Below are 16,986 nucleotides of genomic sequence, written 5' to 3'. Positions count from 1 at the left end.
TGTTGTGCGCGGGGGCGCCTTCCGCTTCACACCATGAGGTGGGTTGGGCCGTGTTGTCTCCGGTCCGTTCCTGGGTGGCTGGGATGGTCCTCCCATGAGTGAGATGCGATCGCGCAGCAGGGTTCCGGTGCAAGAACGGGCGTGTGGGGTACCTCGGTTGCCGGGCGGGAGTCCCGGGCTCCGGGCCCGACGCCCGAGTTGTTCTCGGATGCGGGGCCTGCGCCCGCTGTGGCTCTTATGTGCCCTGGCGGCTCTGCTGGCGCTGATCAGCGTTCCTGCCCCGCGAGCCCAGGCCGTCAACGGAAGCACTTCGCCGTGTGCGCTGCAGGGCCGGGGAACCACGGTCAACGAGGGCCAGAACACCGACTACACCCAGTTCCTCGATCCGGTCGGCACCAAGAGCATCGGCGTGGTCTATGTGGACTTCCCCGACGTGGCCGGTGCCGGCCGCGTCGCGGACTACTACGGTCTCCTGTCCCCGGCCGCCGACTGAGTGTGGAACGCCTCGTACGGCAGGACCTGGCTTGACATGCGGCCGGTGATGGACCGGTGGGAGCGGATGCCTGCAGCGTCGAACGCCTATGGCACCTCCAGCCCCTCCTACGAGCAGCACTCGCGATACGTGAGCGACGCGCTGCGGGCCGCGGCCGGTGCCGGCGCCGATCTGACCGGTTACGACATGTTCTACATCGTCTCCACCGCCCGCTCCCAGGTCAGCGGCTCTCACGCATGGTTCTGGACCCCCACCCGGCCGATCGTGATCAACGGCACGACGATCCGCTGGGCGTTGACGTTCGGAACCGACATGTGGCACTGGGGCCACGAGGTGGCCGCCCACGAGACCGCGCATGTCTTCGGAGCGCCGGACCTGTACGCCTTCAACGGTGATCAGCACCGCTACGTCGGCGGCTGGGACGTCATGGGCCACGTGGCGGGAGCCGCTCCGCAGTACTTCGGCTGGCTCTCCTGGAAGTTCGGCTGGACGGGTGACGACCAGACGGTGTGCGTGTGGCAGAACAGGACCCAGAACACCACAACCTTGAACGGGGTGGAGTACACAGGTCGCACCAAACTGCTGGTGGTCACAACCGGTACCACCACCGCCTATGTCGCCGAGGCCCGAAGGAAGGCATACAACGACTCAGGTGCCTGTTCTTCCGGGGTTGTCATCTGCAAGGTCGACACCTCCGTAACCAACGGCCAGGGACCGCTCCGCGTGGTGCCCAACCCTGACGCCGCGCCGCCGCCGGCAGGATGCGGCACGCTGGATATGGCTACCTGGCAGCCGGGCCAGACCTTCTACGACCGCGGCGCCAATGTCCAGTTCACCGTCCGGTCCGCCGACGCCCACAACAGCACGGTGAACGCCATCAAGTGGTGACGCCACAGGTGCAGGCCGTACCGTCCGGCGGTCCGCGAGGGACCCGGTCGGCCCTCCACCACGTCGCCGGCGCGGACCTGGGCGAGCGCGGGGTCCTCGGTGGGCGGTGACGGTGACGGCGTGGAAGTCGATGTGCTCGGGCATGGGGATCCTCTCGGGCGGGCCGCGCCAGGCCCGCAACCGGACGGCAGAGGTACGTCCGGCGCGGGCGGGGACGGCGGCCAGGGGCGGTCAGCGGCCGACGCCGACGGGAGTGCCGGGGCGGGCCCGGTTCTGGGGTCGCTGTTCCTCCCACCAGGCAGGCGGATTGCCTGCCTGGTGGAGGGGCCGAGTGCGGCAGTCGTGGTGGCGGGCTGGTGTGGGGGAGGCGGGGCGACGGGGGCGGCGGCCTGCGTCACTCTCCGCCGCACCCGCCGCCGCAACCTCCGCAGCTGCCGCAGGAGTCCACGTCGACGCCGTCGCCCACGGCATCGCTCCAGTCCCGGGTGCGTTTGCGGGCCGGCCGTGGGGCCGGGGGCGGCGGCTTGGGCCGCTCCCTGTTCAGGGCGATCCTGTGCCGTGTGTGCTCGGGCAGCACCGCACGCGCGAACTCCGTCTCCTGCCTGCAGCACGCGTCGAGGGCCTTCCAGCGGCGCCGCTTCTCCGACGGCCACAGGCACGCCGGTCCCCACTGCACCAGCCAGGCCGCCCCGCTGACGTAGAGCCAGACCATCCTGTCGGCCTCAGGCACGAACGGCACCGGCACCTCGGCCAGCCCTCCGTGCAGGCCCATGCCGGTCGCCGTCAGTACCGAAGCGGCCAGCATGAGGGTCAGGCTCCTGCCCGACGCCGTCGTACGCACGGCAGGCGACTCTCGCTCGACAAGCTCCCTGAACCGGGCGAAGCGAGCCTCGTCCGCGATCTCGTACAGCTTGGTCGCGGCGTTGGCCGGTGTGCCGCGGATCGCCTCCGCCAGGGCGCGCAGGGCCGGATCCGTCTGCTTGCGGCCTCTGTGCGTGGACCGCAGTTCGCCGGTGGAGGAAACTTTCACCACGCCGTCGTCGACGAGCACACAGACCGCGGTCTGTGCCGCCTCGGCCATTCCCCCGAGCAGATACGAGGCCCGCACCGGATGCAGGTCCCCGACGAGCAGTTCATCGACGATCCGCCGTTGACCGCTGTCCCTGAACCAGCAGTACGCGCCGCGCAGTCCGTTGCACACCACGAAGATCAGCAGCCAGAACGCCACGATCCCTTCGCTGTCGGTCAGCAACCAGTCCACCGTCTGCCCCCCAGCTTCGATGCGGCCCTCCGGCCCCGCCCGGCGGCGACGAACCGCACAGAGTGTTGACCTCGATCGGGACACTTCCGGTTCCCGATGTGCTGTTTCGCTTCGGCCGAACCTGCCATGAACGCCGTTCGGCGACCGGAGGGCGACCGGACAGTGCGCGGGGCACAGCCTCCTCGGAGTAGTGCAGCAGGACGCGCCCCTCACCCATGCGCCGTGTTAACCAACTGCAGCAACCTGGCAGCGGCGCACGACCAAGAGGTCGTGAGGCAGACGGGTCCCTCCTCGGGGGGAGGGAGCGCGCAGCAGGACTGCCGGGCGACATCCTGCTCTGGCTCGCGGACAGCGGATACGCCGGCGTCGCCTCCTTCGAGGAGCTCGCCGGCCTGCCACTACTGGTCTCGGTGGCCAGCGAGGCTGACCAGGCAGGTGCCCCGCGAGGGGCCAGAGCGCCCCCGTCGGCCAACAGGTTATGGCCGACCGCCTGGCAACCCCGACCGGCCGGGCCCAGTACCGCCGGCGCAGCGCTCTCGTCGAGCCGGGCTTCGCCCGGCTCTTCCAGCGATTCGGCCGACATCTGAACTACCGCGGGCGCCGGGCCGTCGACACCGGGATCAAGCTCCTCGGTACCGTCCACAACCTCAGTGAACTCCTCGTCGGCACCGCAGAATCGCGCTCTTGACTCCCGGACGGGGGAAGCCGTGCGACAGCCTCCGGCCCGTGCCGCAGCCGCGCCGAAACCGGACAGGCCCGGCTCTGGGCGTCCGCCCAGGAGCAGTCCGGCGGGAGCGGACGCGGCGGTCACTCGAGCCGGGCCGATCCGGGCTTCCGGAGGTCAGGGCCCCACATGCACGTGTGCGGCCCACAGTGATGGGATGTGCGGATAGCGGTCCCGCATCCGGCGCACGGCCCGGTTCAGGGCCCAGGCCGATCGCTTCGGGTCGGCACTGCCGGAAGCGCCGAGTCCTTCGTAGAACAGCGCCGACATATCGGCGTGGGTCCGGTCGTCGATCTCCCAGAGGGTGCCGATCACGTGCTGGTAGCCGCCCAGGTGCAGGGCTGCAGGGAGGCCCACCGCCTGCCAGGGTGTCCCCGCTCCGTCCGCGGCGGTGTGGCAGGCGCTGACGAACGCGAACTGCGGTGCAGCGGGCCGCGCCTCCAGCAGCGATGCCGTCGTGAGCAGCCCGTCTGCCAGTTCGAGCCCGCCTACACGCTGTGAGCCCGCATGCATGACCCCGTGGCCGGCGAAATGGAGCACCGACGAATCCCGGAGCAGGTAGCGCACTGCGTCCGCCGTCGCCTGCGATCCGGTGAGCAGCCGCGCATCGCGCCAGCAGGCCAGCACCTCGTACGCCTCTCTCTGCGCGTGCGGCAGGGCCGCTACCCGTGAGCTGTCCGCGGGAGCGACCACGAGTGCCGACAGGCCGGTCTCGGGGGCGGGCGGCGACTGTCGGCGTGCTGCGGCGAGCGCGCTGACCGTGGCCGCGTAGGAGGCGCATACCCTGTCCAGAGCGCTACGGGTCGGGTCACCGCCCCGCTCCCGCGACCCCGCGTCCTGCGCGGCGTGCAGGGGTAGCAGTCCCAGGAGACCGGTCGGGATCCACCACAGCCGGGGCAGGGGCTCGCCCGGGCGTGGGACCGGCGGGGCGATCGCGTCCAGCACCGGCTCGGCGACGGCCGACCAGAGCCAGTCGAGCGTGTGGCGCAGAGGATCCTCCGCCTTGAGGTGCTGGGCCAGGGGCGCGTAGTCAGGGGAGAGCAGCGCGCGGAACTGCCGCAGTCGGTCCGGCAGTTCGGCGTGCAGGTCAGGGAGGGGTACGGCCCGCACGCCGTCGGGGGCCACGATGAGGGCGTCGGAGCGGTAGCGGCTGACGTTGACCATCACCAGCGGTCCGTCGTCGGCCTGCGCGATCAGTTCCTCGATCGTGGGTGCCACCAGGATGGAGCGCGTGCCCGGCAGGTCACGGATACGCCGGACGAGTTCCTCCCACTCGGCCGCCAGGTCCGGGCGGGGCGTACCCGCCTCCGCGTCGGCGATGCGGCCCGCCAGCGACTGGAGGCGCGAGGCCACATCCGGGGCGTTCGTCCTCAGACGCTCGGCCAGTCGATCGGGCCCCGGCGCATGCGCCAGCAGGGTCACGCGTCCACGTTCCAGAAGGACTACCGCGTCTTCCGGGCGTCCCGCGGCCACGGCGGACGCGGCGGCGTCGTTGACGAGTTCCTCGAAGTCGCCCGGTTCCGTCTCTGCTCGCTCGGTGGCGTACTCGCGGCGTAGGAGCAGGACCAGCGGCAGCAGCTCGATCGCCCGGCTGTAGCTCTCGAGGGCCGATTCGTGGGAACCCGTCCTGAGGGCGAGCCACCCCAGGCGTTCCGCCGCTCTGAGCCGTTGCAGGGGCAGAGTGTTGGGTGACAGGACGTCTTTGCGCAGCGCTTCGAATGCGTCGGCGAGGTCGTCGTCGAGTGAGCCGGGCCCGAGGAGGTCCGCGAGGAGGTCCAGGGCGGACGTGCGCGACGGGGAATCTGCGGGGAGGAGACTGGTGGCCTCGCGGGCGAGGGAGACAGCGCGGGCCAGATCGGCGTCCTCGCCCGAGACCTGCGCCCTGCTGCCCAGGGACAGGGCGAGGGCGACGAGGGCCTGCGCTCTCGTCGGAGACGATTCGGGGCTTTCCTCGACTGCGTTCGCCGCAGTGCGTGCGGCCTCGCGCAGCACGTCCTCGTCGCCGGAGAGCAGAAAGCTCGTCCGCAGAGCGCCGGCCAGACCGATCTGGGCGAGGGTTCTGCGGGCGTCTCCCGCCGGCAGGAGTGCGACGGCCTCCCTGGACGCGCTCAGCGCTGTCTCCAGATCGGCGAGGGTGCCTCTTCGCTCGTGACGGCGCTGAAGGGCCACGGCAAGGCCTTGCAGGCTTTCGGGCCGCCCAGTGTGATCGTGGGGCAGCTCCGACAAGAGCCCGCGCAGCGCATCGATCTCCTCGTCCAGGTCCTGGCCGTCGCCGGACCTCGCGTAGCGGCGGTTGCACGCACTGGCGAGCAATTCCAGGGCCGGGCCTCTGACCGAGTTCGCCTCTGCCGTGGCGCGGGCCGCGGCCTCGCGGGCGACTGCGATCGCCCGGTCGAGGTCACCGGGATGCCCGTCCCGGTCGAACCGGGTGAGGAGCGCACAGGCGAGACTCAGGAGCGCGCGGGCGAACTGCGGAACTCCTGGATCTGTGAGATCCAGTGAGCGCTGGAGGAGTGCGATCAACGCTTCCAGGTCGTCGTGGCCGTCGCTGTCGAAACCGGCTGCCTCGGCGGCGTTGGCGACGGCCTCGTCCAGGTCGGCGAGGTCCCCGGTGCGGTCATGACGGAGCCTCAGCGCGCGTGCGGCCAGCCGGGCGGCCTCGTGCCGCTGCTCGGGCCGGGGGGGACGCGGGTCGCGGACCTCGCGCACGAGGCTGATGGCGCGATCCAGGTCTTGTCGGTCTTGGCGCTGTTCGAACCGGGACAGCAGCGCTGTTCCCAGCCCCAGGGCCGCGACGGTCCAGCCGGGATCCGCCGTGTCCCAGGAGGCCGTCGTCACCAGGTCGAACACCTCGATCACCCGGTCGATGTCGACGGAGTTCCGTCCGACGCGGTTCAGGAGGAAGGTACCCAATTCGCGCATGAGGCGGGCGGTTTGCCGACGGTGGCCGAGAGCCTCCCGCGCGAACAGAGTGCGCGCGGTTGCGATCGCTTCGGTGAGGGCGCGGGCCGCCTCTTCCTGGTGTCCCCGCGTGCTGAGTTGCGTCACCCGTCGGCACTGCGCCTCCAGCAGGGCGGGTCCCGGGGCCTCGTTGCGTTCGCGGGCGAGGTGTTGGTGCAGGAGGATCGACTCGCCCGCGGCGATCTGTGCAGTACCCGTTCCGGCGGCTTCGGTGAGGGAGGCGTCGAGGCCGCCCAGCAGCATGCGGGGGGAGGGGATGTGCCGCTGCTCGGGGTTCGACAGAGCTGCCAGGCCGGCAGCCGTCCGGTCCGCGTCCTCGGCGCCTTGCGGGTCGCGAGGTCCGGCAGTGCCGAGCGCCGTCAGTCTTTCCAGGGCCTCGGAAGCGTTCTCCGCGGCCAGCTGCCGGTGACCTGCTCCGGCCAGTGCCATCGCGTAGCAGGTCAGAAGGCGTACCAGGAGCGTCAGTTCCGTCGGTCCGCGATCGCTCGGCCGGGACCGGGGGAGAACGTCGAGCGCGTCGGCGGCAGTTCGGGCCGCCCGGGAGTCCTGCCCGGTCAGGATCTCCAGTGCCGACATCACGTGCATGGTGCGCGCCTGGAGCATCCGGTCGCCGTGCCGCATCGGGCGCGACTGAGCGTTCCACTCGGGCAGGGCTCTGCGAGCCCAGCGGCGGACCTCCGTCTCGTCCGATTCGAGCCGCATGAGGATGATGACGTGGCGGGTGAACGCCTGGGCCCGTGCCCGTGGTTCAGCCGTCGTGCCGTCGGATTCCGGGTCCGTGTAGATACGGCAGGCCTTCGCGGACGAGTTCAGGGCCTCACCGAAGCGGCCCAGCGAGGTGAGGTAGGCCGCCTGTTCCACCAGGCTCGCGGCGTAATCCGCGCGGTAGCGGGAGCTGGTCACGAGAAGGCTCCCCCCGTCAGCTCCGCGTTGTCGAAGAGGTCCCCGTAGAGACTCACAGCCTCGGACTGCACGACCAGCGCCTCCTCGGTACGGCCGAGCGCGTGGAGCTGCTCGGCATGCCGCCTGGTCGCCCCGGCGAGCTGGGGCAGGTAGCGGCTGAGGCCGCCGCTCACCAGGCGCCTGCACACCGCTGTTTCAAGCCGTGTCACTTGCTCCGCCAATACTGCCAGTTCAGGTGCTTTGACGGGGAAAGCTTCGGCCAGTGCCGCCAGGGTGTCCGGGTCGTCGAGTGCGGCTTGCACCCCTTCCTCCAGCAGCTCCAGAAGGAATTCGGGCACCTCCGTCTCCAGCGCCACCGACAGGGCGGTCGGACCGGTGCGACGCAACTGCTCGACGACTTGGAAGCGCAGCGCCTCACGGGCCGCGGAATGATCCACGCTCGCGCGGGCCAGCACATGAAAGGCGCGGTGGAGCTGGGGGAGGGTGGCGGCGGCCAGCGGTTTGACCAGCAGGTCGGGCCAGTCCCGCAGCTGCACGCCCACGAGGTGTTCACCGAGCCGGTCCGGCTCCAGCGCGCCCCAGCGTCCCGTGCCGGAGGGCGGGTAGAGCGTGGTCAGCCACTGGTCCACGTCCATCAGCTGCCCCTCGCTCTGTCCGTCCAGTCCGCGGACCCGGGCGAGCACCGCCAGCGCCTCGTCCCGGTCGGCCGCGCCCATCAGCGTCGCCACGGTGACCGCGTTGGTCAGGCTGTCGTCGCCCAGCGCCACTTTGTGGCGCTGGGCGCCCGCCCGCCAGTAGGGCTTCTCGTGGGTGATCAGCAGATCCTCGTGCGTGATGATGCCGTTGTTGGCCGTGGCCACCGAGGTCGGCCCGCTCTGCAGCAGGGAGACCAGTGCCGCCAGGTGGATCTGCATGATGGATCCGTAGCGGGATCGGCTCAGGTCGGGAACCGTGATCCGCTCGGCCAGCGCCGTCCAGTCGATCTCGTCGAGGCCGCGTACCTTCGGCAGGGCCTGCGACAGGTCCAGCGCCGCCTCCCGGAACGCCTCGCCGCGGTGCTCGCAGTCCTCGGGCAACGGCCCCAACACCTCGACGCCGTCGAGTGCCACGGCCTCCTGGAGCTGCCACGTGGAGCCCCACAGGCTCTCCCACCACTTGCCGGGCGACCGTGCGAGCATCAGCAGTCTGACCGTGTGCCCGGCCTCGGTGCTCACGGTCCGGAGCAGGTGCTGAACGACGTCGGGCCGGGTTTCGGCGTAGTCGACGATGAGCAGCAGGGGCAGTTCGCACGACCCGAGTCGCGCCATGGGCTCGATCGGCAGACGGTCGGCCTGGTCGGCCTGCACCATTCCGGTGATCCAGCCCATGGCCAGCGCCCGCTGATGGAGTTCCGCCGCGAGGCGGGTTTTGCCGTACCCGCCGGGACCGACGACGAGCCGTGCCTCCAGCGGTTCCGGGGAGGCCAGCCAGTCCTGCAGTTCGGCGACCTTTCCCTCCCGTCCGTGGAACCACCGCACGGCTGCGACCTGGGCGGTCAGGAGTGTGGCGGGCGTGCGCGGACGCCGCAGCGGGCGACGGCCGCTGAACAGCGTGGCCAGCTCCGCCGACTCCAGCACCGGAAAGTTCTTCGTCTTGCCGACCCCGGCGGGAGCCCCGCAATGCTCCGTGATGTGACGGAGGAACTCCGTGTCGGCGAAGACCTCGCTCATCCTGACGGCGGTCAGCCGGTGACCGTCGAAGCCGTCGTGGTCGATGACGACAACCCCGATCAGCAACTCTTCGCTGAACAGGGCGGCACCGGACATGCCCGCCCACGGTGAGTCGTCGTTCATGTGCCGGGTCGGGGCGTCGTCGACCTGGACGTGGTACGTCCCGGACTTCTCACCCGCGGCAGGGTTGACACGGCCGCTGAGGTGCTCGCGTTCGCGTCGTTGGCCGGAGAGCCGCAGCACCTGGGGGTAGCCGACCGCGGTGCAGTCCACACGCGACTTCTGGCACGTGGTGCGTCCCCACCGCACCGGTGCGGCGGGGACCTTGGGCCAGGCCCCATCGGTGATCTCCACCAGTGCTACATCGAGGTCCGCCCCTTCACCGCGCCAGACGACTTCGCCGTGGAACAGGGTGTCATCACCCGTCGCCCGGCAGCGGATGTCCTGGCTGCTCGAGAGCGTGTGGAACGACCGTTTCCCCGAAACTTCCGCGACGATCGCGTGAGCGGCGGTGAGGACCAGCCTCGGACCCACCAGATATCCCGAGCCGCAGCCCCACTCTCCGTTGTCGAGCGCGGCGAAGACCTCCACGGCCTGTTCCTTCTTCATGACGCGTCCGGCGCCGACGGCTCCTGGCCCGGTCAGCCCTCCGGGAGGGTCGACGCCGTGCCGGAGATCCTGGTCGGACCGCCCGCTCGGTTCTGCGGTGTGAGGGTCAACTTCATCCGATTCGTGGACCCCGAAGACCGGGAGCGCTTCGCGCCGAGTGACAGCACGCTCACTTTCAGACCGCCCTCGCCGCCGCGCTGCCTGGCGACGGTCACCTCGAACTCCAGCTCCACGGGGCCCAGTTCGAACTGTATGGGGTCGTTCTCACCTTCGGTCATCGCCTGATTCAGCTGGCCTCTCAGCTGACGGACGACTTCGGACAGTTCGAATCCCTGCTCTGCGTCACGCGCCATGGAGCGACTGTAGCGATCAGCGCCCCCGGCCGACGGCAAGTCGGCTGAATAAGGGGCCCGTTGACAAGGCGTTTTGCTGCGGATCGTCATCCCGGCCCCGCGGCCTCTCCTGATTCCTCGTCCCGGCGCCGGCGAGGGTGCCGGGCACCGTCGCGTTGCTGCGCCCGGCTGGCGTCGTGCCGGGGGACGTGGCCCTGTTCGCCGCGACGAGTGGGTGGCCGACAGTGCCGGGGGCGTACCAGGTCCGCCAGCGACGTCCCGCTCTCCGCTCCCGCGGGGATGGACCCAAGGCAGGCTTGGATCTGGGTGTGGTGGAATGCGAGTCCGTGGCTGGTCGGCCGGTCGGGCGGCGGTTGTCGTACCGCTGTTCGCGCACCTGCCGGTGAACCGTCTCGAGCGCGGGCTGCGTCTGCGCGCGAGCGCTGACAAGAGAAGGGCGACAGGAGCGCCTGTGGCCGTGGCGCCCCCGTACCTATGAGCACTCCCTGCGTCTCTGGGTTGATGGGTGAGCATTGTGGGGCACGGGCCTGACGTGAAGGCGGGAGCGGTCCCGGCCGGCGCGGGGGACGTCGGCCGGGACCGCAGCAAGCGTTTCAGGCTCGGGCGTCCACGATGAGGGTGCCGATGTGTCCCTCCTTCGGGGCATCCATGATGCCGGCTTTCGCTGTGGAGAACCCGGCTCGCAGAAGGTGGCGTTCCCATACTGCGGGTTTGTAGCTGTAGCGGTAGGTGAACATCGCTTTCCCGGCGAAGCCGCCTTTGTACATGCCCTGCGGGCCGTAGGCGCCGGGGATGGCCGGCGGCTGCGAGAACACGAACACCCCGCCCGGGGACAGGTGCTGGCGCACGAGCGGGAAGAGGCGGGAGGGGTCCGTGAACCAGGCCGCGCCGAAGATGGAGTACACCGCGTCGTACCGGTTCTGGTCGGCGGCGAGCCAGTCGAGGACTGCTCCCTGCTCGATGCGGACGCCGAGCGGGGCCCATTTCTCGCCCGCTCGCTGGACCATGCGGGGTGAGAGGTCCACGCCGGTGGCCTTGATTCCCTGCTGTGCGAGGTGGGCCAGCGCGCGGCCGGTGCCGCAGCCGATTTCCAGTACGGACTGCGGCTGGGCGAGAAGTTCGGGGCCGGGGCCGTGACCGGTGTACTGGGTCCAGCAGAAGGACGGCTCGGCGTCGTCCTTGAACGCGGACTCGGCGTAGGTGTCCCACAGTTCGGTCTCGGCGGCGATGTCGTGCGGTACAGGCAAAGCGCGTTCCTTCGCTTGTCGGCATGCGGGAGCCCCCGCCCTCGGGAGCTGTGAGGGCGGAGGCGAGCGTAGCCGGGCGCGTGCCGTGCGGGCCGCGCCCGGCCCGCACGCGCGAGGGCGGCGGTGCGCCGGCCGCCACGCGGGCTGTCGGCGGGTCACGGGGTCAGGGCCTGGACGAGGCCGGTGACGATCCTGACGAAGACGCAGACCGCGGTCAGGGCGATCCCGATCGGCTGGGCGTGGCCGGGTTGGCTGGGCGTGGCCGGGTTGGCGGTGGACGGCGTGGCCGAGGCATCGAACAAGAGTCTGCGCGGCCCGGTGAGGTGTTCGTGTTTCTGCATCGGGGCGCATTTCTCTCCTGTACGGAGCGTCACCGGATGGAGCCAGGGGCTTGGTGGCATCTTGTGGCGTGTGACGCAGGAAGCGGGTGGCAGCGGCCCGACTGTCCCACTTGCGGACATGGGCAATTTTCATTTCGACGTAGGTGTCGTCTTCGTGCACGGCATCGGTTCGCAGGCCCGAGGGGCAACTTTGCTGAACTGGGCGGAACCGTTGCTGGAAGTGCTGTCTCGTGCGGGGCCCAGCCACGATGTCCGTACGAGGGTGGCAACCGTGGACGATCTCGGCGGCGATGTTCCGGAAATCACGCTGGAGATCGGCCGGCCAGGCGGCCGGAGCATTGCGTGGCTGTTGTCCGAGGCCCGCTGGGCGGAAGCCTTCCATCCGTCTCGGGCCTCGGACGTGCTGCTCTGGGCTGCCAGGTTCTCCTGGCGTGCTGCCAGACGGGGTCTTGCGGCGCTGTTCCACCACCTCTGGTTCTCCACCACCAAACGCCTGTTCCCGCAGATCCTGCGGAGCCTGCCCATGTGGAGGGGCGGTTGCCTCGGGGGCTTGTCGGTACTGGTGGAGTGGGCGTGGCTGCTGCTCTACGGGTGGGTCAGCCTGTTTGTCACGATCGTGCCCTATCTGGTCATGTTCTGCGTGGTGTTCATTCTCGCGCCCGTCATGGTGTGCGTCGCTGTGGCCGCGGTCGTGGCGCTCATCGTCGCGCAGAGGCTCCCCCTGCTGGGCAAGCGGGTCTCCCCGTTCGTCGCAGACCTGGTGACGTCCGTGGGCGACGCCCAGGCATATCGGGACAGGGAGATTCAAGCAGCAGCGATGCGCCAGGTACTCCTGGCACGCGTTGCCGATGTGGCCCGACGCGCGAGGAAAGTGGTCGTCGTCGCTCACTCCCAGGGCGCCGCGATCGCCTGCCGCACGTTCCTGGCGGGAGATGCGCCGTGGCCGGCGTGTCTGGTGACCGTCGGTGCGGCTACCAGCCTCCTGAACGAGGAAGCTTCCGTGGAGCGGTGGCAGGCACTTGGCTGTCCTCCATGGATCAACATCTGGTCGCCACGCGATCTCGTCCCGGCCGGCCCGATGGGCGACAGTGCCAAAGCCGTCCGCAGCCGGTGGATGGAAACGCTGTGGCATCACACCGCCGGTGGTTTCGTCATGCGTTCCCCGGACGGTCGGCTTGAACTGGCCTGGAGACTCGGGTCAGGGCCGGACTGCTGGTCGGGTACCGAGAGCCTGGTGCAGCAAGCGCGCAATGCCCGAGGAAAGCGCAGCAATCTGGTCTGGGGCGATGGAACGGCGGAAGCCGTTCCAACACCGGAACCGTTTGACGACTGGCTCCGTTGGGAGGAGGCCCAGGACATCGCGGAAGCCGTGCTCTTTCGCGCCACCGGTGAGCGGGTGGAGCCGGAAGAGGTCCCCATTCCCCGAGACTTCAACGAACCCGGCCCCGAGGAATGGCCCGTCGCCAACCGCTGGTCCGTCCTGTGGGACCACACTGCCTACTCCACCAACCTGACACAGGTCCAGTATCCGCTGATCCACCGGCTGCTGTGTCTGTCCGCGATGCCGGAGGAGGAGCGCATCGACCCGGACGACCCATCGATGGCATGTCTGCCCCAGCAGAATCAGCACGTGGACGACACGCATGTGGGACGAGTCCGTCTCCTGGCCATGTGCCGCGTTATTGCCGCGGTAGGTGCCGTCGCAGTCGTCGACTGGATCGCCGGGAGCGAGACCGAGCGATGGTTCTCCGAGGTCGGTTCCTGGACGGTCGGCGGCTCCAGGACGGGCGGCTGGGTGGTGCAGCGACTGGGGCAGGGGCTCTGGTCCCTGGCCGTACTTTCAGCGGCGGGGTTCGCAGCATTCGCGGCCCTCTCAGGCATCTTCGGATTCGCCTGGCAAGGATGGCACCGTAAGGAGAGCCTGAGGCTGTGCGCCGACCCTGATGGCCCGAGAGTCCGAGTGGGAGCCGCCGGCTGCTGGTTCGCGGTCCTCTACGCTCTCGGCCTGGTTTCCTCCATCCTGTACTGGGGCATGGAGCCGTCTTGGTCATACGCCGACTTACGCGATCCCCGCCTCCTGCTGATCCTCACGTACGTCGCATGGGTGACGCTGTGGCCGGTATACGGCATGAGCGCCAGCCGAGTACCAGCACGACCTGGACGCTCGCGGTGAGTGCGGGTGTTCAAAGGGAGCAGCCACGGTGCCTGGGCCTTGGGGAAGGTTCAGCTGGCGGGTCCCCCCGTCGCGCGACCACGAGTGGACGAACACGACCCGCCTGCACTCCGCCCTCCGCGCGGCCCTCCTTCGTGAGAAGTCCCCCACACTCCGACACCCGCCCCGGCCGATCCTGAGCCCGGCCGGGGCGGGATCCGCAGGGTGACATGATCGTCAGCCGAGACGGAGAAGACCGGCTTCGACGACGGCGCGGCCGAAGGGGTCGGCGAGTTCGGCGAGGCGTTCACAGCCGGCGTCACCCAGGGCGGCGTAGGCGGGAAGGGCCAGTTGGTCGGTGCGGTCCTCGATGTGCTGACGCAGGAGTACGCCTTCGGGGCTGAGGGAGTCCCCGTCGAGGAGGCCTCGCTTGCGCAGGCGCTCCTGAGTGCCAGCCCACTCCTCCTCGGGCCACGCACGGCTCGCCTTGAGGAAGTCGACGGGAACGTCACCGGTCGCAGCGTGCAGAATCAGGGCTTCCAAGCCTCCGACGCCCTCGCTCAGCAGGCACGCGACATGGCCGTCTCCACGGAACTCCCGGAGCAGTGTCTGGGCATGCCACAGCCGCAGTACCGGATCCTCGGGCCAAGGCAGTGCGGCATGCGCGGCGAACAGCGGGCGGCCCTGTGCGTGTTCGCAGGCCGCTTCGGCGGCCCGCCGGGTCAGCGTCAGGACCTCGTCGAGGGCGGACAGTTCGTGGATTCCCGCCCTCCGCAGGGCTTCGCCCGCCCCGGCGTACCGAGCGTCCAGCACCCGCTGTGGCGTCGTTGCGGCCCAGGCGCCGTCGAGCGCCTGCCGTACGAGTTCGGGGTTGAAGTTGTAGAAGGTCGCGACGACAAGCTCGGCGGATGCCCGGCCGAACGCGGCGCTGCGGGAGGCGAAATAGCCGGCGCGTCCGCTCAGCCCGAGGTCCGCGTACCGTCGCCTCGCCTCGGGGACGAAGTAGATCATGCCGTGCACGGGCTCAAGTCCGCGCCAGGCCGCGCGCGCTGTCTTCACGGTCACCTCTTCGAAGGGGCGGGGGAGGGGGTATGCGCTGTGGTTCTGTACTAGCCGTGCGCTCGCAGGTGTTCGAGCAGGAGGCGGCTAAGCGTTTCGGGCGCCTCCTCGGGGACCCAGTGGCTGACGTCCTTGAGGGTCTCGAAGCGGTACGGCCCGTTGACCCACCGCTCGGTTTCCAGTGCCGCCGCCGGGCCGAACGCGCTGTCGTTCGTGCTCCAGATGTACAGCGTGGGCACGTCGATAGTGCCGATCTTGCCGTCGGGGCGGCCTGCCCGGTACCAGTTCAGTGCGGCGGTGAGAGCGCCGGGCCGGGACAGGTGCCGTACATATGCCTCGGTACTGTCCTGCGGAACTTTTCCGGCGTAGAGGGCGTGAAGCAGCTCGGCATCGTGGGCCAGCATGCGTTCCTCGGTCGCGGGTGTTTCACGCCAGTCGATCATGTAGTGCGAGCGGCTGCGCTGGTCCTCGTCGGTGCGCAGGGCGGTGGCCAGAGCGCCGGGATGCGGTGTCGAGACAACCGTGAGGGTGCGTACGCGCCCGGGGTGGGCGTCGGCGGTCCACCAGGCCACCGCTCCTCCCCAGTCGTGGCCGACCAAGTCGAACGCCGTCCAGCCCAGTTCCTCCGTGATCGCGACCACGTCGTCGACGAGAAGACTCATGCGATAGTCCTCGGGCCGCTGAGGGCGGGCGCCGGGGGAGTACCCACGCTGGTCGGGCGCCACCACCCGGTAGCCCTGCTCGGCCAACTCCGCGATCTGCCGTTGCCACACCAGCCCCATCTGGGGAAAGCCGTGCAGCAGCAGCACCGGGCGGCCCCCGGGTGGGCCCGCCACGAGCGCGTCGAACACGCCTGCACCGGTGGAGATGCTCAGCTCGGTCACGACCCACCTCTTCATACCGACTGGTCGGTAGCCTCCAGGTAGGGGGGTGCGCTGTCAAGGCCACGAGCGTGCAAGTCCCGCGTTGCCCTGCCCGGGCGTCCGGGAAGGAGAATAGTTGAACATGACGCCGGATTCAACTATAACGATCCCGGAACGGACCGCACCGACGGCAAAGAGTGAGGCGACATGAGGGAAGCAGTCATCGTTTCGACGGCACGGACGCCGATCGGGAAGGCATACCGCGGCGCGTTCAACGACACCCAGGCGCAGGAACTTGCCGCCCATGCCCTGTCCCACGCTGTACAACGCGCCGGACTCGAAGGCGGCGAGGTCGAGGACGTGATCCTCGGCTGCGCCGTCCAGCAGGGGGCAGCCGGTTTCAACGTCGCGCGCCAGGCGGCTCTCCGCGCCGGCCTGCCGGACACGGTGTCGGGGATGACGGTGGACCGGCAGTGCTCGTCGGGCCTGATGGCCATTGCGACGGCCGCCAAACAGATTGTCGCGGACGGCATGCAGGTCGCTGTCGGCGGCGGTGTCGAGTCGATCTCCCTGGTGCAGAACGACCACATGAACACTCACCGCATGACGGATCCCTGGCTGGTCGAGCGCAAGCCGAGCATCTACATGCCGATGCTGCAGACGGCGGAGATCGTCGCCGAACGCTACGGCGTGAGCCGTGACCGCCAGGACCAGTTCGCGCTGGTGTCACAGCAGCGCACGGCCGCGGCGCAGGAAGCAGGCCGGTTCGACCGGGAGATCGTCGCGCTCGACAGCGTCAAGAAGGTGCTCGACAAGCAGTCCGGAGAGGTGCGGGACGAGGAGGTCACGCTGACCCGGGACGAGGGCAACCGCGCGTCGACGACGCTCGAAGGCCTGGCCGGGTTGGCGCCGGTGCTGCCCGACGGTCAGGTGAGCGCACGTTCCAGCGTGACGGCGGGCAACTCCTCGCAGTTGTCGGACGGGGCTTCGGCGTCGGTGCTGATGGAGTCGAGGGAGGCCGAGCGCCGCGGGCTGGAACCGCTGGGCGTCTACCGCGGTATGACCGTTGCCGGTTGCGGACCGGACGAGATGGGCATCGGACCGGTGTTCGCCATTCCGAAGCTGCTGAAGCAGCACAACCTCTCCATCGACGACATCGGCCTGTGGGAGCTCAATGAGGCGTTCGCCTCCCAGGCGTTGTACTGCCGCGACGAACTGCACATCGACCCAGAGCGGTTCAACGTCAATGGTGGCGCGATCTCGGTCGGTCACCCGTACGGCATGACCGGCGCCCGGCTGGTGGGGCATGCCCTCATCGAGGGCAAGCGCTGAACCGTTCCGGGTTCGGTAGGGACTCGATCATTTGAGAGGATCGAGTCATGGCACGTCCTTCCCAGTACCCGCTTGAGCTGCGCCGTCGTGC

13 protein-coding genes are annotated in these 16,986 nt (G+C 69.7%); 5 read left to right on the top strand and 8 right to left on the bottom strand.

The window, feature by feature from the left end; all coding sequences use genetic code 11:
* Positions 1–208 precede the first annotated feature (208 nt).
* Positions 209–493: a hypothetical protein gene (locus ACIQGV_RS38755; protein ID WP_402503975.1), complete on the top strand. Its 285-nt coding sequence runs from the start codon at positions 209–211 to the stop codon at positions 491–493.
* A 66-nt stretch (positions 494–559) separates the two neighbouring features.
* Complete coding sequence (locus ACIQGV_RS38750; protein WP_402503973.1) at positions 560–1,381, top strand: hypothetical protein; 822 nt, start codon at positions 560–562, stop codon at positions 1,379–1,381.
* Positions 1,382–1,775: 394 nt separating this feature from the next.
* Here the strand turns inward: ACIQGV_RS38750 and ACIQGV_RS38745 are convergent, their stop codons facing one another.
* Positions 1,776–2,642, bottom strand: coding sequence for a hypothetical protein (locus ACIQGV_RS38745; RefSeq protein ID WP_402503971.1), 867 nt, complete (start codon positions 2,640–2,642; stop codon positions 1,776–1,778).
* Between the two features lie 478 nt (positions 2,643–3,120).
* Between ACIQGV_RS38745 and ACIQGV_RS38740 the strand changes: the two genes are divergently transcribed.
* Entirely contained in the window at positions 3,121–3,330 is a 210-nt protein-coding gene (locus tag ACIQGV_RS38740; RefSeq protein ID WP_402503969.1) for a transposase, read from the top strand.
* A 153-nt stretch (positions 3,331–3,483) separates the two neighbouring features.
* Here the strand turns inward: ACIQGV_RS38740 and ACIQGV_RS38735 are convergent, their stop codons facing one another.
* From ACIQGV_RS38735 to ACIQGV_RS38715, 5 genes are all read right to left on the bottom strand, one after another.
* Positions 3,484–7,230 carry a CHAT domain-containing protein gene (locus ACIQGV_RS38735; RefSeq protein WP_402503967.1) on the bottom strand — a complete coding sequence of 1,249 codons (3,747 nt, stop codon included), beginning with the start codon at positions 7,228–7,230 and terminating at the stop codon, positions 3,484–3,486.
* Positions 7,227–9,548 (bottom strand): trypsin-like serine peptidase, encoded by a 2,322-nt coding sequence (locus tag ACIQGV_RS38730; protein ID WP_402503964.1) that lies wholly within the window; start codon positions 9,546–9,548, stop codon positions 7,227–7,229. The genes ACIQGV_RS38735 and ACIQGV_RS38730 overlap by 4 nt, the downstream gene beginning before the upstream one ends.
* 32 nt (positions 9,549–9,580) lie before the next feature.
* The gene (locus ACIQGV_RS38725; RefSeq protein ID WP_402503962.1) at positions 9,581–9,901 is read right to left on the bottom strand and encodes a trypco2 family protein; all 321 of its coding nucleotides are present in this window, start codon (positions 9,899–9,901) and stop codon (positions 9,581–9,583) included.
* A 593-nt stretch (positions 9,902–10,494) separates the two neighbouring features.
* On the bottom strand, positions 10,495–11,148 hold the full coding sequence (locus tag ACIQGV_RS38720; RefSeq protein ID WP_402503960.1) for a class I SAM-dependent methyltransferase: 654 nt from the start codon (positions 11,146–11,148) through the stop codon (positions 10,495–10,497).
* 155 nt (positions 11,149–11,303) lie between these two features.
* The gene (locus tag ACIQGV_RS38715; RefSeq protein ID WP_402503957.1) at positions 11,304–11,489 is read right to left on the bottom strand and encodes a hypothetical protein; all 186 of its coding nucleotides are present in this window, start codon (positions 11,487–11,489) and stop codon (positions 11,304–11,306) included.
* Between the two features lie 70 nt (positions 11,490–11,559).
* Between ACIQGV_RS38715 and ACIQGV_RS38710 the strand changes: the two genes are divergently transcribed.
* Positions 11,560–13,662: a hypothetical protein gene (locus ACIQGV_RS38710; RefSeq protein ID WP_402503955.1), complete on the top strand. Its 2,103-nt coding sequence runs from the start codon at positions 11,560–11,562 to the stop codon at positions 13,660–13,662.
* 216 nt (positions 13,663–13,878) lie between these two features.
* Here ACIQGV_RS38710 and ACIQGV_RS38705 read toward each other — a convergent pair whose 3' ends face one another.
* Both ACIQGV_RS38705 and ACIQGV_RS38700 read right to left on the bottom strand, forming a co-directional pair.
* Positions 13,879–14,700 carry a hypothetical protein gene (locus tag ACIQGV_RS38705; protein WP_402503953.1) on the bottom strand — a complete coding sequence of 274 codons (822 nt, stop codon included), beginning with the start codon at positions 14,698–14,700 and terminating at the stop codon, positions 13,879–13,881.
* 50 nt (positions 14,701–14,750) lie between these two features.
* Entirely contained in the window at positions 14,751–15,584 is an 834-nt protein-coding gene (locus ACIQGV_RS38700; RefSeq protein ID WP_402503951.1) for an alpha/beta fold hydrolase, read from the bottom strand.
* Between the two features lie 186 nt (positions 15,585–15,770).
* Here ACIQGV_RS38700 and ACIQGV_RS38695 point away from each other — a divergent pair, with 186 nt between their 5' ends.
* Positions 15,771–16,895: an acetyl-CoA C-acyltransferase gene (locus tag ACIQGV_RS38695; protein ID WP_402503948.1), complete on the top strand. Its 1,125-nt coding sequence runs from the start codon at positions 15,771–15,773 to the stop codon at positions 16,893–16,895.
* The last annotated feature ends 91 nt before the right edge of the window (positions 16,896–16,986 follow it).

It is taken from the genome of Streptomyces sp. NPDC093094 (assembly GCF_044754345.1).
Lineage (GTDB): Bacteria > Actinomycetota > Actinomycetes > Streptomycetales > Streptomycetaceae > Streptomyces.
This window is presented reverse-complemented; position numbering and strand designations above follow the sequence as displayed.